The organism is Microbacterium testaceum StLB037, from assembly GCF_000202635.1.
Classification (GTDB): domain Bacteria; phylum Actinomycetota; class Actinomycetes; order Actinomycetales; family Microbacteriaceae; genus Microbacterium; species Microbacterium testaceum_F.
In genome coordinates this window covers 1,909,284-1,928,611 of the sequence record NC_015125.1, presented here as the reverse complement: position 1 = coordinate 1,928,611, position 19,328 = coordinate 1,909,284, and the positions used below count along the sequence as shown (strand labels likewise).

The window sequence follows — 19,328 nt, the reverse complement described above, 5'->3', positions numbered from 1 at the left end:
TCGGCATGCCGAAAACTCTGGATGCCGTCGGCCGCCGACACGCTCCGGGCCGGGCCGCCTGGCTCCTGGGTCCCGCGATGGTCGCCGGTGTCGCCTACCTCGACCCCGGCAACGTCGCGAGCAACATGACCGCGGGGGCGAGCTTCGGCTACCTGCTCGTGTGGGTCGTCGTGCTGGGGAACGTCATGGCCTGGCTCATCCAGTACCTCTCGGCGAAGCTCGGGATCGTGACGGGCGAGAGCCTCCCGCAGATCCTGGGCCGACGCCTGCATCGTCGATGGGCGCGCCGCGCCTACTGGCTCCAGGCCGAACTGGTCGCGATGGCAACCGACATCGCCGAGGTCATCGGCGGGGCCGTCGCCCTGAACCTGCTGTTCGGCATCCCGCTCGTCTGGGGCGGAGCGATCACGGGCATCGTGTCGATGCTCCTGCTCGTCGTGCAATCGCGCCGCGGCGCTCGGGCGTTCGAGACGGTGCTGATCGGCCTGCTCCTGGTCATCGCCGTGGGCTTCACGTTCGGCCTGTTCTTCGCACCCCCCGACGCGGGCGGTGTGGTCGGGGGACTCGTGCCGCGCTTCGAGGGGACGAACTCGGTCCTACTCGCCGCCTCGATCCTCGGCGCGACGATCATGCCGCACGCCATCTACGCGCACTCCGCGCTCAGCCGCGATCGTTTCGCGCCGGCCGCACCCACCGCGGCTTCGGGCCTCGAGCACGCGCGCGGGATCTCGACCCCGCGCCTGCTGCGCGCGACGCGGTGGGACGTGACGATCGCCCTCGCCGTCGCCGGCACCGTCAACCTCGCGATCCTCCTGCTCGCCGCGGCCAACCTCGCGGGCGTCAACGGCACCGACAGCCTCGAAGGCGCGTATGCGGCGCTGCGCGACGGACTCGGTCCGCTCGTCGCGACGATGTTCGCGGTGGGGCTGCTCGCCAGCGGCCTGGCCTCGACCTCGGTGGGTGCCTACGCCGGGGCGGAGATCATGCACGGCCTCCTGCGCGTGCGCGTCCCCTTGCTCGCGCGCCGTCTCGTGACGCTGATTCCGGCCCTGGTGATCCTCGCGGTGGGGGTCGACTCGACCCTCGCGCTCGTGCTGAGCCAGGTGGTGCTGTCGTTCGGCATCCCGTTCGCCCTCGTCCCGCTCGTCGCGCTGACAGCCCGGCGGGAGGTCTTGGGCGTTCATCGAAACCGCGTGCTCACGACCGCCGCGGGGATCGCCGCGGCGGTCTTCCTCATCGCCCTGAACGCCGTCCTCCTGTGGCTGGTGTTCACCGGCGGATAGGCTGACCCGCGTGGAATCGCCCGTAGCCGACGACTATCTCAAGGCGATCTATCACCACACCGAGTGGCAGAACGATCCCATCACCCCCTCGCAGCTCGCCGCCGTGCTCGGGCTCGCTCCCTCGAGCGTGACCGAGATGGTGAAGAAGCTCGCCGCCCAGGGCCTCGTCACGCATCGCCCCTACGGCCCGGTGTCGCTGACCCCGGCGGGGCACCGCCGGGCCGCGGGCGTGATCCGCCGCCATCGCCTCATCGAGTCGTGGCTCGTCCGCGAGTTCGGCTACGCCTGGGACGAGGTCCACGACGAGGCCGAGGTGCTCGAGCACGCCCTCAGCGACCGCCTGCTGGAGGGCATCGACGTCCGCCTCGGACGCCCACGCTTCGACCCGCACGGAGATGCGATTCCGGATGCCACGGGTGCCGTCCACCGCGAACCGTTCGTGCTGCTCTCGGCGGCGGCCCCCGGGCACGCGGGGCGCGTGCTGCGGGTGAGCGACCGCGACCCGGAGCTGCTGCGCGCGCTCGTCGAGCGCGGAATCGACGTCGGACACGAGGTCGAGGTGGTGTCCGCGGCCACCGTGCGGGCGGACGGCGTCGAGGTCGAGCTGCCCGCCGGTGCGGCCGGGTCGGTCTGGCTGACGCGCTGACGCGGGGCGCGGCACCTGTTCCGCGAGACCGCACGCGCCTTCCGAGACCGCACACTTCGGGGTGCCATCGCATACGGCCTCGATGACCGAATGTGGTTTCGCGGCCGGTGCGGAGCCTCCACCGTCCCCGCTACGCTGACCACACCGGCGCCCGGCCGGCCCGGCGAACGCGAGGCTCCATGACCACTCCTGCGAAGGTGCGCCGCCCCGTCGCGGTGACGGTGGCCATCATGCTGGTCTACATCGGCGGCCTCTTGAACACCGCGCTCGGGGTGCTCGTGCTGCTCTCCCGGTACGAGGTGTCCGCCGACCTCGTCCTCCCGGTCTCCCTGGTCGGCGCCGCGACCATCCTCCTGGGTCTCCTGACCATCGCCGGAGGGTCGGCCCTCTCTCGCGGCAGCCGCCTCGCGCGGATCCTCCTCACGGCATACCTGTCGGTCCTCGTCGTCCTGCAGGCCGCCGCCATGGCGCTCACCGAACTCGACGCGACCCTGGCCGCGGCCCTGGTCGCCGCGCTCGCGGTCATCGCGGCGTTGTGGATCCCGGGGAATGCGCGGCGCTACTTCACCCGCCCGCCCGTCGAGGCACCCGCCACGCCCGTCATCTGAGGTGTCTCGGCGCGCGCGGCCCTCTGCGCGAGAAGCCGCCGGACGAAGCGGCGGTGCGCGAACCGCACGGCCTCGATCGCCGCGAGAGCGACGATGACGACCGCGGTGACCAACCACGCGCCGTCTTCGCCCGGGTCCTTCAGCTGGAAGAACTCTCCCAGCACCGGGATCGTGAAGATCGCCGTGAGTGCGATGAACATCGCCCCGACCACCAGGACCTTCACGCGGGTGATGGGACGCGACAGCACCGTGAGCACCCAGATCGCGACGATCGCCAGGATGATCGTCGCCCCCGTGCGCAGCTGCTCGACGGACAGACCGAGATCCATCGCGAGCCGCGTGTACACGGTCAACGACACCGCGATGACGACCCCCGCCGGGATGGCGAAGCTGAGCGAGCGTTTCAAGAACCCGGGTACGTACCGCTGCGTGTTGGGTAGGAGCGCGAGGAAGAACGCCGGGATGCCGATCGTCAGGCCGTCGGTGATCGACAGCTGACGCGGAAGGAAGGGGAACTCCATGACGAGCACACCGAAGAGCACCGCGAGCCCCGTGGCGTAGACGGTCTTGGTGAGGAAGAGCATCGAGACCCGCTCGATGTTGGCGATCACCTGACGCCCCTCGGCGACGACCGAGGGAAGATGCGAGAAGCGCCCGTCGAGCAGCACGAGCCGGGCGACCGCCTTGGTCGCGGCGGCTCCCGAGTTCATGGCGATGCCGATGTCGGCGGTCTTGATCGCGAGGGCGTCGTTGACGCCGTCGCCGGTCATGGCCACGACGTGCCCCCGCGCCTGGAGGGCCGTGACGATCCGCTTCTTCTGATCGGGGGTCACACGACCGAAGACGGTGTGCTCCTCCATGATGCGTCCGAGCTCGACGTCGTCCTCGGGGAGCCGCCGCGCGTCGTAGCCCTCCTCGACCTCGAGCCCGACCTCGCGCGCGATCGCGGCGACCGTGCGCGGGTTGTCGCCCGAGATCACCCGGACCCCCACGCCCTGTTCGCGGAAGAAGGCCAGGGCGCCGGCGGCATCCGGTCGGACCGCCTCGATAAAGGTGAGGACCGCGACCGGGACGGGGTCGTCGCGGAATCGCTCGGCCGCGACATCGTCGTCATCGAGCGCCGTGGCCGTGTGCGCGAGAACGAGCGTTCGGCGGCCCGACGACGCGAGGCGCGTGACGGCGGCACCGAGCGCCGTGGCGGGGTCGGCGGCCTGGTCGCCGAAGACCATCTCGGGGGCGCCCAGGATCCAGGTCCCCTCGGCGCGTTCCGCGAACGACACCGCGCTCCACTTGCGCGCCGACGAGAACGGGATGCGCTGGACCGGGACGAGCGGGGCGTCGACGGGGAACGGATCGCGCAGGCAGCGCGCGGTGGCGTTCGCGTCGTCGGCTGCGCCGTACCACCCCAGCGTCTCGCGCCAGCCGGGGCGGTCGGTGAGGGCGAGGGCGTCGTCGAAGCGGATCTCGCCCGCGGTCAGCGTCCCCGTCTTGTCGAGGCAGATCACGTCGACGCGAGCGAGTCCCTCGACGGCGGGCAGCTCGTTCACGAGAACCTTCTTGCCCGCGAGCCGCGCCGCGCCGACCGCGAAGGCGATCGAGGTCATGAGCACGAGCCCGAGGGGGATCATCGCGGTGAGCGAGGCGATCGTGTTGACCACGGCCTGCGACCAGGTGCCCTGCTGGAAGGCCTCGGCCCACCCGCCGGCGACCATCATCTGCGCGTTCAGCACGAGCAGACCGACGGGGCCGATCCCCCACCCGACCCAGGTCAAGACGCGGTCGATCGAGGTGCGCAGCTCACTCGAGACCAGCTGGAACTTCTTCGCCTCGCTCGCGAACGTGTTGGCGTACGACTCCGCTCCGACGCGCGTGGCGCGCGCGGTGCCCTCACCGCCGACGACGATGGACCCGGAAAGCGCCTCGTCACCGGGGCGCTTGTCGACGGCATCCGATTCGCCGGTCAGCATGGACTCGTCGATCTGCAGGCCGCGCGACTCGACCACCGTGGCGTCGGCGGGCACCTGATCGCCCGCGCGGAGCACGAGCAGATCGTCGCGCACGACCTCTCCCGGCGCGATCTCGGCGTCGACGCCGTCGCGCCGCACGCGGGCGCGCGGGGCGTTGAGGAGGGCGAGGCGGTCGAGAGCCGCCTTGGCCCGGAACTCTTGCACGCAGCCGATCACCGCGTTCGACAGCGCCGCGATGCCGAACAGCGCGTCCTGCCAGCGGCCGAGGAGCAGGAGCACCAGGAAGCACGCCGCCACGATGCCGTTGAAGAGCGTGAAGACGTTCGCGCGCACGATGTTCCACGCGCTGCGGCTCGTGTCGGCGGCGTACGAGTTGGTCTGCCCCGAGGCGACCCGCTCGGCGACGGCGGCGGCGGTCAGACCGCGGGCGTCGTCGGCGTCGGTGCTGTCGGCGATCGCCTGGTCCATGCGATCACTGTAGGGGTAGCCCCCGACACGGACACGACGGACTCAGGATGCCGCGCGCCGCACCCGGTCGAAGGGCCACCGCACGTGGGTCGCGGTCTCGCACGCGAGCCACAGGTCGGAGCCGAGGTCGGTCGCCCGCGCGCGGCGGGACGGGGTCGCGGGACGCGGAAGACCGCGGGCCACGAGCGCGGGACCGTACATGGTCCCGCCCTCGGCCGTCGGGTCGACGAGGGCGCGCACGAGCGACCACGCACCCTGTTCCTTCGACTGCGTCACGGGCGCCTGCAGGTTGTCGACGAAGCGCGACAGGCGTGTCGGTTCGTTGACCCCGCGGATGCCGCGCGTGCGGCCGCTCGTGGAATAGCCGGGGTGCGCGACGAGGCTCTCCACCGGAACGCTGTGGGCGCGCAGGCGACGATCGGCCTCGAGCCCGAGAGCCGTCGTGGCCGCCTTGGACTGCACGTACGCGCGCCACGGCGAGTACCCCTCGACGAGCTCGGGGTCGGTCGGAACGTGGTTCCACAGAGAGGTCGACATGCTGCCGACCCAGACCATCCGGCCGCGCGCCGCGGCGAGGGGCTTGAGCATCTCGCCCGCGAGGGCGAAATGCCCCAGCACGTTCGTGGCGAAGACCAGCTCGTGGCCGCCCGCGGTCTCGCGGTTCTTCGGCGGGTGCACGATGCCCGCGTTCAGCAGCAGACCGTCGAGCCGGCCCCGGGCGCGCGCGGTGGCCGCGGCGGCGCGCACCGATCCGAGGTTGCTCGTGTCGAGCAGGAGCGTCTCGATCGAGGCATCCGGATTCGACCTCTTCAGCGCCTCTTTCGCGGTCTGGAGCTTGTGCGGGCTGCGTCCGGTCAGCAGCACGTGGGCGCGCGCGGCGGCGAGTTGCTCGCACGCGAAGAAACCGAGTCCGCGCGTGGCACCCGTGACGAGGTACGTCCGACCCGAGAGGTCGGGCAGGTTCCTGGGGTCCCACTCCGCGCGCGTCACCCTCCGACCCTAACCAGAAGCGGCGGCGGCGTCACGGGTGCATTCCGGATCCGGCATACCGGTGCGCGAGAAAAAAATCCGGGCTTCGCGTGACGAATCGCCCACTCGTCCCGTCTTCCCTGTGAGCGCACCCGCTCCGCCGCGTGACCTGACCGTTCCGCGACGCCGATACATCCCCGAAAGGAACCGATCATGGGTCTCGACGACAAGATCAAGAACGCCGCTCAGGACATCGTCGGCAAGGCGAAGGAAGCCATCGGCAACGCCACCGACAACGACCGGCTCGCGGCCGAGGGCAAGCTCGAGCAGACCGAGGCGCACGCCAAGAAGGCCGGCGAGAACGTCAAGGACGCGTTCAAGTAAGCCGCATGAACGACGGGAGGGTGGGGTGGCGGCCCCGCCCTCCCGTCTGCTGTCCCGGTGGTGATGTCGGACGTCGAGGCTAGGCTGACCCCATGCGAACCCGTGCCGAGATCGAGTGCTGGCTCACCGACATGGACGGCGTGCTCGTCCACGAGAACACCCCCGTCCCGGGAGCCGCCGAGCTCCTGGCGCAGTGGCGTGCCGAGGGCACGCCGTTCCTCGTCCTCACCAACAACTCGATCTTCACGCCGCGCGATCTGAGCGCCCGGCTGCGGGCCTCCGGCCTGGTGGTGCCCGAGTCGTCGATCTGGACCTCGGCGCTCGCGACCGCCGACTTCCTCAAGTCGCAGATGCCCGGAGGGTCCGCCTTCGTCATCGGCGAGGCGGGGCTGACGACCGCGCTCCACGAAGCCGGGTTCATCATGACCGAAACGGCCCCCGACTACGTCGTGGTCGGCGAGACGCGCAACTACTCGTTCGAGGCGATCACCAAGGCGATCCGCTTCATCCGCGGCGGTTCGCGTTTCATCGCCACGAATCCGGATGCCACGGGCCCCTCGACCGAGGGCGTGCTGCCCGCGACCGGGGCGATCGCCGCGCTCATCACCAAGGCGACGGGGCGCGAGCCCTACATCGTCGGCAAGCCCAACCCGATGATGTTCCGGTCGGCGCTGAATCGGATCGGTGCCCACAGCGAGAACACCGGGATGATCGGCGACCGCATGGACACCGACATCGTCGCGGGTATCGAGGCGGGCCTGCACACGGTACTCGTCATGACGGGCATCAGCGACGAGCGCGAGATCGAGCGGTACCCGTTCCGCCCCGACGAGATCCTCGGTTCCGTTGCGGAGCTGGTGCGCGACGAGCCCCTCGAGAGCGACTTCGCCGACGGCGAGGACGGCCTCGCCGAAGGGCTCTAGGCCCATCCGAGAGGACGAACCCGTGGACGACCGCACACTCTGGCTCATCTCGGCCCTGATCATCACGGCCGGCAGCCTGGTCGCCCTCATCGTGCAGTGGCGGCGTTCGCGGCGCGGCGGCGGACGGCGTGACCCGTTCGACGGTCCGGGCCCGGGCGACGACGAACGGCGCTGACCCCTGCACCCGGCGTCCGGCGTCCGGCATCCGGCGTCCGGCGTCCGGCATCCGGCGTCCGGCGATGTCGCCAGAACAGGGGACGCCACCGCGACAGGGCGATATCCGCGTGAACGACCTGTTCTGGGTGCGTGGCCTGTTCTCGTGACGCGGCGAGGGCCCGTGACGCGGCGGGAGACCGCGGGCGGGGCTTACTGCGGCTGCAGCCCGAGGTCGTCGAGATCGATGGATGCCAGCCACTGCAGGCCCTCGGCCTCGATCGCCGCCTGAGCGCCCGTCTTGCGGTCGACGATGACGGCGACGGCGATGACCTCGGCACCCTCGCGGCGCAGGGCCTCGACGGCCTTGAGCGCCGACTGACCGGTGGTCGAGGTGTCCTCGACGACGACGACGCGCTTGCCCTTCACGTCGGCGCCCTCGATCTGGCGGCCGCGGCCGTGGTCCTTCGGCTCCTTGCGCACGACGAACGCGTCGAGCGGGCGGCCGGCGTGCACCGACTCGTGCATGACGGCGTTGGCGATCGGGTCAGCGCCCAGGGTCAGACCGCCGACGGCCACGACACCGTCGAGGTCTTTGACCAGGTCGAGCACGAGACGTCCGATCGCGGGGGCGGCCCGGTGGTCGAGGGTGAGCTTGCGCATGTCGACGTAGTACGTCGCCTTCTTGCCGCTCGAGAGGGTGAAGTCGCCGTGGAACACCGCCTCGGCGTTGATGAGGCAGATGAGGGCCTGGCGGTCGGCTTCGAGCTCGGGCGTGCTGGCGGCGGTCACGGCGTCGAGTCTATTGCCCCGGCCGCGCGCGACCGCGGGATGGCGCGGCGCCGGGCTCCGGCATCCGTCCCGCGGAGTCCGCGGGCGACTCACCGTGGCCGCGGCGCCGGGAGCGGCGCGCCGGCGAGGAACTCCGCGCGACGGCCGGGGCCCAAGGGCTCGGGCGCCACGGCTCGGGCGTGACGGCCGGGGCCCAAGGGCTCGGCCACCGCGGCTCGGGCACCACGGCTCGGGCGCCACGGCCGGGGCCCAAGAGCTCGGGCGCCACGGCCGGCGCGCGAGATCGGACGGCGATGTCGGTGCGCGAAAGTAGGCTGGATGCCATGCGCCTGGCCACCTGGAACGTCAACTCCATCCGCGCTCGCGTCACCCGCACCGTCGAGTTCTGCGTGCGCGAGCACATCGACGTGCTGGCGATGCAGGAGATCAAGTGCAAGACGGAGCAGTTCCCGTACGCGGCCTTCGAGGAGGCCGGATACCACGTCGCCGCGCACGGGCTGAACCAGTGGAACGGCGTCGCGATCGCGAGCCGTGAGCCGCTCGAGGACGTCGAGATCGGCTTCCCCGACATGCCCGGCTTCGAGAAGGGCAAAGAAGGCCCCGACCTCCCGCAGGAGGCGCGCGCGATCGGCGCGACCGTCAACGGGGTGCGGGTGTGGAGCCTCTACGTCCCGAACGGGCGCGGACTCGACGACCCGCACTACGCGTACAAGCTCGACTGGCTCGAGAAGCTCCGGCAGTACACCGCCGACACGCTCGCGAAAGACCCCGACCTCCCGCTCGCGCTGACCGGCGACTTCAACATCGCCCCGACGGATGCCGACAACGGCGACCCCACGGTCGTCGAGGGCGCGACGACCCACGTCTCTCCGGCGGAGCGGGCGGCCTTCGCGGCGTTCGAGACGGCCGGGCTGACCGACGTCGTCCGGCCGCTGATCCCCACGGGCTACACCTACTGGGACTACAAGCAGCTGCGCTTCCCCCGCAACGAGGGCCTGCGCATCGACTTCATCCTCGGATCGCGCGCGTTCGCCGACGCGGTGCAGGGCGCCGAGATCCACCGCGACGAACGCAAGGGCGAGGTCCCCAGCGACCACGTCCCCGTCGTCGCCGATCTCGACCCGACGGATGCCGGGGACGACGACGATCTACCGATGATCTTCGGCTGAGCGCCGGGGCGTGGCATCCGGCTGACGACGCCCCGCGCCGACGCGCGCGTTCCGACCCGCGCACCGGAATCGGACCGGCGCGACAGGATCGGACGGATGCCGCCGCGGCATCCGAATCCGATGGTCCCCTCCGATTCCGGTGACCTGCCCGCGCGCGCAGGCCGCACGACCCTCGTGAACGTCCCGCGCGACACAGACCGCGCGAGTCGAGCACCCGCCGCGCTCACTCCGCCCCGCGACGACAGCAGAAGCGGACCACCGCCACGGAATCGGACGCACACCCCCGCGGCATCCGAATCCGTTGCATCCGTCCGATTCTGGTGAACCGACCACACACAGGCTCCGAAATTTTTCGGGAGCCTGTCGATTCCGCCACAGCCCGTTCGACGCGATAGTAGGGGCAGGCACTCGCACCCCTCGGAGCAGAGAAGAGAAGAGACCATGACGAAGTACATGCTGATCATGCGCGGCACCGACGAGGCGTACGCGGCGTACAAGAAGATCCCGTTCGAGCAGGTCATCAACGAGATGGGCGCGTACAACGAGTCCATGGTGAACGCGGGCGTACTCGTCGCCGGCGACGGCCTGGCCGAGGACATGAGCCAGAACTTCGTCGTCGAGTTCGGCGGTGAGGAGCCGGTCGTCACCGACGGCCCCTACGGCGAGACCCACGAGCTGTTCAACGGCTTCTGGATCATCGAGGTGTCGACGAAAGAAGAGGCCGTCGAGTGGGCGCGGCGCGCGCCTCTGATCGCGGGCAACAAGCTCGAGGTGCGTCGGGTGACCGACGAGACCGACTTCGCGGCGTTCGCCGACAACGAGTACATCCAGAAGGAGGAGGGCTGGCGCGAGGAGCAGGCCTCGCGGTGACCCTCGCGCGGTCACGCGGCACAGCGGCGGGAGCGGCGGGCACCGGATGACGAGCTCCGACCACGACATCGCGCGACGCGTCGCGGCGATCTGGCGCATCGAGGGCGCCCGGATCGTCGCGACGCTCGCGCGCGTGGTCGGCGACCTTCCGACCGCCGAGGACCTCGCTCAGGATGCCGTGGCCGAAGCGCTCGTGCAGTGGCCCCGCGACGGCGTGCCGAACAACCCCGGCGCGTGGCTCACCGCGGTCGCCAAGCGCCGGGCTATCGACGGGTGGAGGCGACAGCGGAACCTCGATGAGAAGTACCGGCTCATGGGTGCGGACCTGGACGAGATCACGGATGCCGAGTGGCAGCCGATCGACGACGACGTGCTGCGCCTGGTGTTCACGGCGTGCCATCCGGTCCTCGCCCGCGAGGCGCAGGTGGCCATGACGCTGAAGGTCGTGGGCGGTCTCGAAACCGACGCGATCGCGCGGCTCTTCCTCGTGCCCGTCCCCACGATGCAGCAGCGGATCGTGCGCGCGAAGAAGGCGCTGTCGGCGGCGCGCGTGCCGTTCACCGTCCCCGATCCGTCGGAGTGGCCGGCGCGCGTCGGGGCGGTGCTCAGCGTGGTCTATCTCGTCTTCACCGAGGGCTACGCGGCGAGCGCCGGCGGCGCCGTCCTGCGCACGGAACTCGCGCACGAGGCCGTGCGTCTCGGTCGCGTGCTCAACCGGCTGCTGCCCCGCGAGCCCGAGGCCCTGGGGCTCTCCGCGCTTATGGAGCTGCAGGCCTCACGCTTCGCCGCCCGCGTCGATGCGAACGGGGATGCCGTGCTCCTGGCCGACCAGGACCGCCGGCGGTGGGATCGCTCGGCGATCGCCCGCGGTGCGGCCCTGCTGGAGCGCGCCGACGCCCTCGGCCGCGGGCGCGGCCCGTATCAGCTGCAGGCGGCCATCGCCTTGTGTCACGCCCAGGCTGCCAGCGTCGACGCGACCGACTGGGACCGCATCGTGCTGCTGTACGAGATGCTCGGCCGCATCGCCCCGAGTCCCGTGGTCGAGCTCAATCGCGCGGTCGCGGTGTCGATGGCATCCGGTCCCCTCGGGGCTCTCGCGATCGTCGACGGGCTCGCGGCGAGCGGAGCGCTGAAAGGCTCGCACCTCATCCCGTCGGTGCGGGGGGAGCTGCTTTCACGCTTGGGGCGCACGCGCGAGGCGCGCGCGGAACTGCTCGAGGCCGCAGACCGCAGCCGCAACGAGCGTGAGGCGGCGCTCCTGCGGCGGAAGGCCGAGGCACTGCGCCGCTGACCCGGTCTCGGCTGGTCCCGGTCCCTTCGACTGGCTCAGGTACCTCGGGATGGCGTGATCACGGCTGGTCCCGGTCCCTTCGACAAGCTCAGGGACCTCGGGGTGGCGCGGTCCGAGTCGTGCCGACGCACAGCGGCAGGTACGGCGGGGCCGGGACGAAACCCCGACCCCGCCGTGACCGCGCCTCAGACCGCGGGGACCTCGGCGGGAGCGGTGCGCTGGATGAGCGTCACGAGCGCCTCGATGATCGAGCGGAGGAACGCGGCGGTTCCCTCGTCGGTGACGGTGCCGTCTTCTTCGAAGAGCCCGGGGGTCGACTGGATGTACCCCTCGGGCTGGCCGAGGACGAGGGCGTTGTAGTGCAGGAGCACCGCGCGCAGGTGCTGCTGGCCCGCGGCGGTGGCGATGCCGCCCTGCGAGGTGCCGATCACGGCGGTCGGCTTGTCGTTGAACGACGCCTCGCCGTAGGGGCGCGCCGACCAGTCGAGCGCGTTCTTCAGCACGCCGGGGATCGAGCGGCTGTACTCGGGGGTCACGACGAAGACGCCGTCGGCATCCTCGATCGCCTTCTTGAAGTCCTTCGCGACCTCGGGGAAGTTCCCGTCGTAGTCGGGCGAGTAGAAGGGGAGGTCCTTGATCGGGATCTCCTTGAGCGTCACTCCCTCGGGAGCGACCTTCTCGAGGGCCTTCGCCAGACGGCGGTTGATCGAGGTGCTGGAGATGCTTCCGACGATGTAGCCGATCGTGTAGTCGGTCACGGTGATCCTCTCTGGGATGACGGGGGCGCCGAGCGCCCGGGTTCGTTCTCGTGCAAGCCTTCCCGCCGAAGCTGTATTCCCCCTGCTCTTGACTCCGTCGCGCGGGGGATGCAGGTGTCGGCGGTCGGCTCTAGCGTGGAGGGATGCCACGACTCACGCGCGCGCAACAGCGGAACGACATCGTGCTCGCGGTCGTGCTGTTCCTCGGCGGCGGGCTGAGCGCGGTGCTGTCGTCGATTTCGGGCATCTACGGTGACCAGCAGGGCTCTCTCGCCGTGGCGCTCGGCTACGTCGCTGTGCTCGCGATCCCGCTGGCGTTCCGCCGACGGTGGCCGTCGGTGGCGGCGGTCATCGTGACCTTCGCGTACTTCCTCGCCGTGACCTTCCGCATCCCCGAGCTCTACGCCGGCAACATCGCGATGTTCATCGCGCTCTACACGGTCGGCGCATGGGAGACCAACCGGCGACGCGCGACCATCGTGCGCATCGCCCTCATCGTGGGCATGTTCGCGTGGTTGTTCGTCGTCATGTTCCAGCAGGCCACCCTCCCCGTCGGTGAAGAGGTCGAGGGGGCCTTCTCCCGGGCGGGATCGTTCTCCCCCTTCGTGGCGTACCAACTGCTCACCATCGGCGTGAACGCCCTGTTCTTCGGGGGCGCCTACTACTTCGGCGACCGCTCGTACCAGCAGATGCGCGAGCGCGCGGCCCTCGAAGAGCGCACCGCGGAGCTCGAGTCCGAGCGCGAAGTGACCGCGGCCCAAGCCGTCGCTCTCGACCGCGTGCGCATCGCCCGTGAACTGCACGACGTCGTGGCCCACCACGTGTCGCTCATGGGGGTGCAGGCCGGGGTCGCCCGTGCCGTTCTGACGAAGGACCCCGAGAAGGCGCGCGAGGTGCTGTCGGGCATCGAGGGCTCCGCTCGGACGTCCCTCCACGAGCTGCGGCAACTGCTCGAGACGCTACGCGCGCCCGGCAGCGACAGCGGCCCCGACACCGCGCCGACCACGCACGGGTTGACCTCGATCGCGGCGCTCGTCGACGAGGCCTCCGCCGCGGGCCTTCCCACCACCTTCACCGTGATCGGCGAACCGGCGCAGGACCCGCCTCCCCTCGTGCAGGTGAACCTGTACCGCATCGCCCAGGAGGCGCTCACGAACGCGCGCCGGCACGCCGGCCCCCACGCCACGGCCGATGTGCGGCTCCGCTTCGACACGGATGCCATCGAGCTCGAGGTCGCGAACACCGGACGCTCCGGTTCGACGACGCCGGGACTCGGCCAGCTCGGCATGCGCGAACGTGCGGCCGTGTCGGGCGGCACGATCGAGATCGGCCCGCGCTCCCGGGGCGGTTACCTCGTGCGTGTCCGCGTGCCCGCGACCGAGAGCGAGGTCGCCCATGTCTGAGCTGCGTGTCCTGCTGGTCGACGATCACGCGATGATGCGCGCGGGCTTCCGCACGATCCTCTCGCTCGAAGACGACATCACGGTGGTCGGAGAGGCCGCCACGGGCCGCGAAGCGATCTCCGCCGCGGCGGAGCTCCGCCCGGATGTGATCTGCATGGACGTGCAGATGCCCGACATGGACGGGTTGGAGGCGACGCGGCTGCTGACGGCGGACCCCGACTCGGATGCCGCGATCCTCATCGTCACGACGTTCGACCGCGACGACTACCTCTTCGCCGCCCTGTCCGCCGGGGCGAGCGGGTTCCTCCTGAAGAACGCGGGACCGGAGGAACTCGTCTCCGCGGTGCGCATCGTCGGGGCAGGAGACGCCCTGCTCGCGCCGGAGGTCACCCGCCGCGTCATCGCGCGCTTCGCGTCGGGAGGAGCGCCCGAGCCCGCGGCATCCGTTCGTCCCCCTCTGTCGCTCGCGGAGCCGCTCACCGAGCGGGAGTCGGAGGTGCTGAAGCTCGTCGCCGAGGCGCTGAGCAACGCCGAGATCGCCGCGCGGCTGTTCATCGGCGAGGCGACCGTGAAGACGCACGTGTCGAACGTGCTGCAGAAGCTCGGCGCGCGCGACCGCGTGCAGGCCGTGGTGCTCGCGCACCGGCACGGACTGGCCTGAGCGCGACCGGTCCCTTCGACAGGCTCAGGAACCTTGGGGACGAGCTCAGGAACCTCGGGGACGAGCCCAGGAACCTCGACGCGAGGTGGCTGAACCCGTCGAAGCCACCGGAAGCACGCGAGCGGTCCCTTCGACAGGCTCAGGGACCGCGGAGACGAGCTCAGGAACCTCACGGGTCTCCTCCTCAGGGGGGAGGGGCACAACCCCACCGCGGGCGGAGGTGCGGGCACCCCTCCCTCCCTAGCGTGGAGGTACTGAGAAGAAGGGATGCACCGTGCTCGATCTGAACGGCATCACCAAGAGCTACGGCGGCCGCCGCGTGCTCGACGACGTGAGCTTCACCGTCGCCCCCGGCCGGCTGACGGGCTTCGTCGGCGGCAACGGCGCCGGCAAGACCACCACCATGCGCATCGCCCTGGGCGTGCTCGCGAAGGACGCCGGATCGGTCGAGCTCAACGGCTCTCCCGTGACCACGGGCGACCGCCGCCGCTTCGGCTACATGCCCGAGGAGCGCGGGCTGTACCCGAAGATGAAGGTCGCCGAGCACATCGCCTACCTCGCGCGGCTGCACGGCTTCGGCAAGGCCGAGGCCACCGCGAAGGCGACCGCGCTGCTCGAGCGCCTCGGACTCGGCGAGCGCCTCGGCGACCTCGTCGAGACGCTCTCGCTCGGCAATCAGCAGCGCGCGCAGATCGCGGCATCCCTCGTCCACGAACCCGACGTGCTCATCCTCGACGAGCCGTTCTCGGGCCTCGACCCGCTTGCGGTCGACGTCGTCGCCGGAGTGCTGCAGGAGAAGGCGGCCTCGGGCGCCGCCGTGCTGTTCTCGTCGCATCAGCTCGACGTCGTCGAGCGCCTGTGCGATGACCTCGTCATCATCGCGGGCGGGACGATCCGCGCGGCCGGGACCCGCGACGCGCTGCGGGCCGAGCACGCCACCCACCGCTACGAGCTGGTCTCGCGCGGCGATGCCGGGTGGCTCCGCGACGAGCCGGGCGTGACCGTGCTCGACTTCGACGGCGGCTACGCCCTGTTCGACGCCGACGACGACGCCTCGGCGCAGCGCGTGCTGCGGGGCGCCGTCTCTCGCGGCGACGTCGTCAGCTTCGCCCCCCAGAGACCGACCCTCGCCGAGATCTTCAAGGAGGTCATCCAGTGAGCACCGCACAGCGGAACCAGACAGCGCACCGCGCCCCCAGCGATCTGCAGAGCATCTGGCTCGTCGCCGAGCGCGAGATCGGCTCGAAGCTGCGCAGCAAGGCGTTCGTCATCTCGACGGTGATCCTCGTCCTGGCGGCCCTCGCCTCGGTCGTCTGGGGCGGTTTCGCCGCGAACAACCTCTCGGGAAGCGGAACCCCCGTCGCCGTGACCGCGCAGACGCAGCAGGCCGTGTCCGGTCTCGACGGTCTCGAGGTCACCGTCGCCGACAGCGACGACGCCGCCAAGGCCCTCGTCGAGGACGGGACGGTGGATGCCGCCCTGGTCTCGGGATCCTCGGATGCCGCCTTCGACTACACCGTCGTGGTGAAAGACAACGTTCCCTCGACGCTTCTGCAGATGCTCAGCGAGACCCCGCCCGTGCAGGAGCTCGAGCCGGGAGCTGGCGCGGCGAGCGCGCTGCGCTACTTCATCGCCCTCGCCTTCGGGCTCGTGTTCCTCATCGCCGCGTCGACGTTCGGCGGCACCATCGCGCAGAGCGTGGTGGAGGAGAAGCAGACGCGCGTGGTCGAGATCCTCATCTCGGCGATCCCGGTGCGCGCGCTCCTGGCCGGCAAGGTGCTCGGCAACACGGTGCTCGCGATGGCGCAGATCGTGCTGCTCGCCGCGGTCGCGGTGATCGGGCTGGCCGTGACGGATCAGGCCGGGGTGCTGAGCGCCCTCGGCGCCCCGATCGCCTGGTTCGCGATCTTCTTCCTGTTCGGCTTCGTGCTGCTCGCGTCGCTGTTCGCCGCCGCGGCGGCGATGGTCTCGCGCCAGGAGGACATCGGCGCCACGACCACCCCGATCACGATGCTGATCATGGCGCCGTACTTCCTCGTGATCTTCTTCAACGACAACCCCGTCGTGCTGACGATCATGTCGTACGTGCCGTTCTCGGCGCCGGTGGGGATGCCGCTGCGCATGTACCTCGGCGACGCCCAGTGGTGGGAGCCGGTGCTGTCGCTCCTGGTCCTGATCGCCTCGTGCGTCGTCGCGATCGGCATCGGCTCGCGCATCTACCGGAACTCGCTGCTGCGGATGGGGGCGCGCGTGAAGCTCGCGGAGGCGCTGAAGGGCTGAGCGGCCGGGCGCGGCGGCGGAGGTGGCTGAGCCGCCCGGCGCGGCGGCAGAGGTGGCTGAGCCTGTCGAAGCCTCCGGTCCCTTCGACAGGCTCAGGGACCTCAACAGGCTCACGGACCTCGACAGGCTCAGGGACCTCAACAGGCTCAGGGACCCCGACAGGCTCAGGGACCCCGACAGGCTCAGGACCCCGACAGGCTCAGGGACCTCGACCCCGCGGGGCGGGAACGGGGAGGGATGCCACGGCTTCGGCATCCCTCCCCCTTTTCGTCGCGTTCCCCCGGGGCGATTAGGCTTTTTCGGTGCTTCGCCTTCTTGCTTTCGCCGCGTTGGGGGCAGCGATCGGCGGTCTCGTCGTCTCGCTGCTGGGGAATCCGGACCCGGGGATGCTCATCTTCGGCATCGCGATCGGGGTCTGCATCGCCGCCACCACCATCACGCGACTGGCCGGGGGACTCGCCGCCTCGCTACCGTCGCCCGCGGCGGTCCAGGACGCTCGTGACGCCCGGCGCCTCGGACGTGCGCGCGTCGACTCGGTGCGCCAGACCGGCACCTTCATCAACGAGCAGCCCGTGTGCGACATCGACGTCACGGTCATCGCCCTCACCGGTGAGGCATGGGCGACGACGATCCGCAAGCTCGTGCCTCTGACCGAATTGGCGGCGTACCAGGCGGGCCTCGAGCGCGATGTCGCGATCCTCATCGAAGGCGGGCCGGAGATCGCCTTCGCCGACGGGGAGCTCTCACCCGCCGAGATCGACCGCCTCGTCGTCCCGCCGCGTTCCGAGGTCGAGGTGCGACCGATTCCGCCCGGGACGCGTATCGAGAAGGGGCGCCGCCGTGGACCGCTGATCGGCATCGGCCGCCGCGGACGACCGCTGCGTCTGGCCCTGTTCGCCCTCGTCGCCGTGCTCGCGGGTGCCGTGGTCGTGCTGCCCTTCCGCGAGGCGGCCGGGCTGACCCTCGACGCGTGGTCGGACGGCCGGTTGAGCGTCGACATGCGCCACCCCGACGCGCTCGCGACCGCGGAGCGAGCGCTCCAGGAGGCGATCGGACACGACCGGGTGGTGTCGATCACCGTGATCCCGGATGCCGTCATCGTCGACGCCCCGATCCGCGTCGGTGCCGTGGAGACCGACGAGTGGGCCTACCGCGGCGGGGTCGTGAGCCACGACGGCGCCGCCCACAGCCAGCCCGAGCTCCCCGAGGAGCAGTTCTCGTGGTCGGACGTCGCCCTTGACCGGCTCTGGCCCGCGATGGAGGAGGCATCGGCCCAGAGCGGGCTGCCCACCGACGGGGCCACGGCCTTGATCGAGCGCGCCACCGACGACGATGTCCAGAGCCCGACGTTCATCCGGAACGTCGGAGTCCCCGAGATGTCGTTCGGCCTGCGCGACGACTATCGCGACGCGTTCTTCCGCCTCGACGCGAACGGCACGAACCTTCGCGCCACGGGTTGAGACGGCCTCACTCCTCGAGGACGGCGAGGACGTTGCCCGCCGGGTCGCGGAACCATGCGATCAACGGCCCGCCCTCGCGCATGATCCCGCGCGAGTCGGTCGGGAAGTCCGCGTCGTCGTAGATCTTCGTCTCGACGCCGCGCGACCGCAGGTCGTCGACGGCCGCCTCGACGTCGGCGACGGGGAAGTTCAGGACCGTGAACGACGCCGGCTCGTGATGCGGCTTGCCGTAGACGAGTACGCTCCCACCCGAACCGAGCTGCAGCGAGAGGAAGCCCGTGTCGGCGAACACCTCGACGGTGAGGCCGAGGGCTTCGGCGTAGAAGCGGTGCGCGGCGTCGAGGTCGTCGACGGCGAAGCCTGAGAAGGCACCGGCGGGATCGAACATGGACTTCTCCTTCGTTCAGCGCGCCACGAAGGCCGTGACGCTGTCGGACAGACGGATCGGGATGCCGTCGACCCCCGACGAGACCGGCTCGCCGATCGCGACGGTCAGCGTCTTGTCGACGCCGAACACCGCGGCCCCGATCTGCGCTCCGCTCGCGCATCCGGCGGACCAGGGACGGTTGTCGGTGGAGGTGAAGGTCGCGATGCACCGCCCATCGCCGTCGTCCGGTCGCGCGAGGTAGATGCGGAAGTCGCTCACGGTCGCGATGTAGCGCGTGCTGGAGGGGTCGATGCCGCTGTCGCTCAGGATCTCGGCCGAGATGACGTCCTCGACCGTCTGGGGGAACGTGAGCTCCGGCAGGCTCTCCTCCGCGGGGTCGGGAGTCGCTGTGGTCGCGGCGGTCGACGGCGGAGCGGACAGCGAGGATCCCAGCGCGACGCCGAGACCCACGAGGGCGAGGGCGCCGATCCCGATCAACGTGGCACGGAGGGCGGGGCGGCGGGCGGCCGGTTCGGTGACCTCGACCACGGGGGCCGGGGGTTCGGCATCCGGTGTCTCCGGGGGCGGATCCCCCTCGGTCGTCTCGGTCCGGGCGCTCTCCTCGAGCTCAGCGAGGCGGGCGATCATGGCCGGGGTGGCCTCGGCACCGTCGACGCCGTACACCTGCTCGCGCAGGCGCCGCAGCTCGACGTCGTCGTCCATGCGACGACTCTAGGGCCGTGGCGGAGGCGTAGGGGCGGCGTCACCGCGCGAGGTCCCTGAGCTTGTCGAAGGGACCGGAGGCTTCGACAAGCTCAGCCACCTCCGCCGCAACCCAGGTCCCTGAGCCCGTCGAAGGGACCGGAGGCCATCGAA

The 19,328-nt window shown here is 70.8% G+C and carries 20 protein-coding genes; 14 read left to right on the top strand and 6 right to left on the bottom strand.

What is annotated here, in order from left to right:
* Positions 1-5: 5 nt before the first annotated feature.
* The 3 genes from MTES_RS08820 (at position 6) to MTES_RS08810 (ending at position 2,537) form a co-directional block, all read left to right on the top strand.
* Positions 6-1,283, top strand: coding sequence for an Nramp family divalent metal transporter (locus tag MTES_RS08820; RefSeq protein ID WP_013584899.1), 1,278 nt, complete (start codon positions 6-8; stop codon positions 1,281-1,283).
* 10 nt (positions 1,284-1,293) lie between these two features.
* The gene (locus MTES_RS08815) at positions 1,294-1,929 is read left to right on the top strand and encodes a metal-dependent transcriptional regulator (protein WP_013584898.1); all 636 of its coding nucleotides are present in this window, start codon (positions 1,294-1,296) and stop codon (positions 1,927-1,929) included.
* Between the two features lie 179 nt (positions 1,930-2,108).
* Positions 2,109-2,537: a hypothetical protein gene (locus MTES_RS08810; RefSeq protein WP_013584897.1), complete on the top strand. Its 429-nt coding sequence runs from the start codon at positions 2,109-2,111 to the stop codon at positions 2,535-2,537.
* On the opposite strand, the gene MTES_RS08805 is transcribed toward MTES_RS08810, so the two are convergent.
* Positions 2,489-4,972, bottom strand: a complete 2,484-nt coding sequence (locus tag MTES_RS08805; RefSeq protein WP_013584896.1) for an HAD-IC family P-type ATPase — start codon at positions 4,970-4,972, stop codon at positions 2,489-2,491. The two genes, MTES_RS08810 and MTES_RS08805, sit on opposite strands and share 49 nt — an antisense overlap.
* A 42-nt stretch (positions 4,973-5,014) precedes the next feature.
* Positions 5,015-5,962, bottom strand: a complete 948-nt coding sequence (locus tag MTES_RS08800; protein ID WP_013584895.1) for an SDR family NAD(P)-dependent oxidoreductase — start codon at positions 5,960-5,962, stop codon at positions 5,015-5,017.
* 192 nt (positions 5,963-6,154) lie between these two features.
* On the opposite strand from MTES_RS08800, the gene MTES_RS08795 reads away from it, so the two are divergent.
* From MTES_RS08795 to MTES_RS19540, 3 genes are all read left to right on the top strand, one after another.
* A complete protein-coding gene (locus tag MTES_RS08795) occupies positions 6,155-6,325 on the top strand; it encodes a CsbD family protein (RefSeq protein ID WP_013584894.1) in 171 nt (56 codons plus the stop codon).
* Positions 6,326-6,417: 92 nt separating this feature from the next.
* Positions 6,418-7,248: an HAD-IIA family hydrolase gene (locus MTES_RS08790; protein WP_013584893.1), complete on the top strand. Its 831-nt coding sequence runs from the start codon at positions 6,418-6,420 to the stop codon at positions 7,246-7,248.
* 22 nt (positions 7,249-7,270) lie between these two features.
* Positions 7,271-7,423: a hypothetical protein gene (locus MTES_RS19540; protein ID WP_013584892.1), complete on the top strand. Its 153-nt coding sequence runs from the start codon at positions 7,271-7,273 to the stop codon at positions 7,421-7,423.
* 191 nt (positions 7,424-7,614) lie between these two features.
* On the opposite strand, the gene pyrE is transcribed toward MTES_RS19540, so the two are convergent.
* Positions 7,615-8,193, bottom strand: a complete 579-nt coding sequence (pyrE, locus tag MTES_RS08785) for an orotate phosphoribosyltransferase (protein ID WP_013584891.1) — start codon at positions 8,191-8,193, stop codon at positions 7,615-7,617.
* A 323-nt stretch (positions 8,194-8,516) separates the two neighbouring features.
* On the opposite strand from pyrE, the gene MTES_RS08780 reads away from it, so the two are divergent.
* The 3 genes from MTES_RS08780 to MTES_RS08770 all read left to right on the top strand — a co-directional run bounded on the left by MTES_RS08780 (position 8,517) and on the right by MTES_RS08770 (position 11,523).
* Entirely contained in the window at positions 8,517-9,362 is an 846-nt protein-coding gene (locus MTES_RS08780) for an exodeoxyribonuclease III (protein ID WP_013584890.1), read from the top strand.
* Between the two features lie 441 nt (positions 9,363-9,803).
* Positions 9,804-10,232 carry a YciI family protein gene (locus MTES_RS08775; protein ID WP_013584888.1) on the top strand — a complete coding sequence of 143 codons (429 nt, stop codon included), beginning with the start codon at positions 9,804-9,806 and terminating at the stop codon, positions 10,230-10,232.
* A 46-nt stretch (positions 10,233-10,278) separates the two neighbouring features.
* Positions 10,279-11,523 (top strand): RNA polymerase sigma factor, encoded by a 1,245-nt coding sequence (locus MTES_RS08770; protein ID WP_013584887.1) that lies wholly within the window; start codon positions 10,279-10,281, stop codon positions 11,521-11,523.
* 185 nt (positions 11,524-11,708) lie between these two features.
* Here the strand turns inward: MTES_RS08770 and MTES_RS08765 are convergent, their stop codons facing one another.
* Positions 11,709-12,281, bottom strand: a complete 573-nt coding sequence (locus tag MTES_RS08765; protein WP_013584886.1) for an NADPH-dependent FMN reductase — start codon at positions 12,279-12,281, stop codon at positions 11,709-11,711.
* Positions 12,282-12,424: 143 nt separating this feature from the next.
* Here MTES_RS08765 and MTES_RS08760 point away from each other — a divergent pair, with 143 nt between their 5' ends.
* The 5 genes from MTES_RS08760 to MTES_RS08740 all read left to right on the top strand — a co-directional run bounded on the left by MTES_RS08760 (position 12,425) and on the right by MTES_RS08740 (position 18,085).
* Positions 12,425-13,684, top strand: a complete 1,260-nt coding sequence (locus tag MTES_RS08760; protein WP_043361248.1) for a sensor histidine kinase — start codon at positions 12,425-12,427, stop codon at positions 13,682-13,684.
* Positions 13,677-14,345: a response regulator gene (locus MTES_RS08755; protein ID WP_013584884.1), complete on the top strand. Its 669-nt coding sequence runs from the start codon at positions 13,677-13,679 to the stop codon at positions 14,343-14,345. The genes MTES_RS08760 and MTES_RS08755 overlap by 8 nt, the downstream gene beginning before the upstream one ends.
* A 274-nt stretch (positions 14,346-14,619) precedes the next feature.
* Positions 14,620-15,504, top strand: a complete 885-nt coding sequence (locus tag MTES_RS08750; protein ID WP_013584883.1) for an ABC transporter ATP-binding protein — start codon at positions 14,620-14,622, stop codon at positions 15,502-15,504.
* Entirely contained in the window at positions 15,501-16,625 is a 1,125-nt protein-coding gene (locus MTES_RS08745) for an ABC transporter permease (protein WP_013584882.1), read from the top strand. Before MTES_RS08750 ends, MTES_RS08745 begins: the two co-directional genes overlap by 4 nt.
* A gap of 302 nt (positions 16,626-16,927) precedes the next feature.
* Positions 16,928-18,085: a hypothetical protein gene (locus MTES_RS08740; protein WP_013584881.1), complete on the top strand. Its 1,158-nt coding sequence runs from the start codon at positions 16,928-16,930 to the stop codon at positions 18,083-18,085.
* A 7-nt stretch (positions 18,086-18,092) separates the two neighbouring features.
* Here the strand turns inward: MTES_RS08740 and MTES_RS08735 are convergent, their stop codons facing one another.
* Positions 18,093-18,473 (bottom strand): VOC family protein, encoded by a 381-nt coding sequence (locus tag MTES_RS08735; protein ID WP_013584880.1) that lies wholly within the window; start codon positions 18,471-18,473, stop codon positions 18,093-18,095.
* A 15-nt stretch (positions 18,474-18,488) separates the two neighbouring features.
* A complete protein-coding gene (locus tag MTES_RS08730) occupies positions 18,489-19,175 on the bottom strand; it encodes a hypothetical protein (protein ID WP_013584879.1) in 687 nt (228 codons plus the stop codon).
* Positions 19,176-19,328: the final 153 nt, after the last annotated feature.

Bases quoted from the DNA above. Each gene is read 5' to 3' on its own strand.
- MTES_RS08790 (WP_013584893.1), top strand. From the start codon at position 6,418: ATGCGAACCCGTGCCGAGATCGAGTGCTGGCTCACCGACATGGACGGC.
- MTES_RS08735 (WP_013584880.1), bottom strand. From the start codon at position 18,473: ATGTTCGATCCCGCCGGTGCCTTCTCAGGCTTCGCCGTCGACGACCTC.
- MTES_RS08780 (WP_013584890.1), top strand. From the start codon at position 8,517: ATGCGCCTGGCCACCTGGAACGTCAACTCCATCCGCGCTCGCGTCACC.
- MTES_RS08805 (WP_013584896.1), bottom strand. From the start codon at position 4,972: ATGGACCAGGCGATCGCCGACAGCACCGACGCCGACGACGCCCGCGGT.
- MTES_RS08755 (WP_013584884.1), top strand. From the start codon at position 13,677: ATGTCTGAGCTGCGTGTCCTGCTGGTCGACGATCACGCGATGATGCGC.
- MTES_RS08770 (WP_013584887.1), top strand. From the start codon at position 10,279: ATGACGAGCTCCGACCACGACATCGCGCGACGCGTCGCGGCGATCTGG.
- MTES_RS08775 (WP_013584888.1), top strand. From the start codon at position 9,804: ATGACGAAGTACATGCTGATCATGCGCGGCACCGACGAGGCGTACGCG.
- MTES_RS08810 (WP_013584897.1), top strand. From the start codon at position 2,109: ATGACCACTCCTGCGAAGGTGCGCCGCCCCGTCGCGGTGACGGTGGCC.
- MTES_RS08730 (WP_013584879.1), bottom strand. From the start codon at position 19,175: ATGGACGACGACGTCGAGCTGCGGCGCCTGCGCGAGCAGGTGTACGGC.
- MTES_RS08760 (WP_043361248.1), top strand. From the start codon at position 12,425: ATGCCACGACTCACGCGCGCGCAACAGCGGAACGACATCGTGCTCGCG.
- MTES_RS08795 (WP_013584894.1), top strand. From the start codon at position 6,155: ATGGGTCTCGACGACAAGATCAAGAACGCCGCTCAGGACATCGTCGGC.
- MTES_RS08820 (WP_013584899.1), top strand. From the start codon at position 6: ATGCCGAAAACTCTGGATGCCGTCGGCCGCCGACACGCTCCGGGCCGG.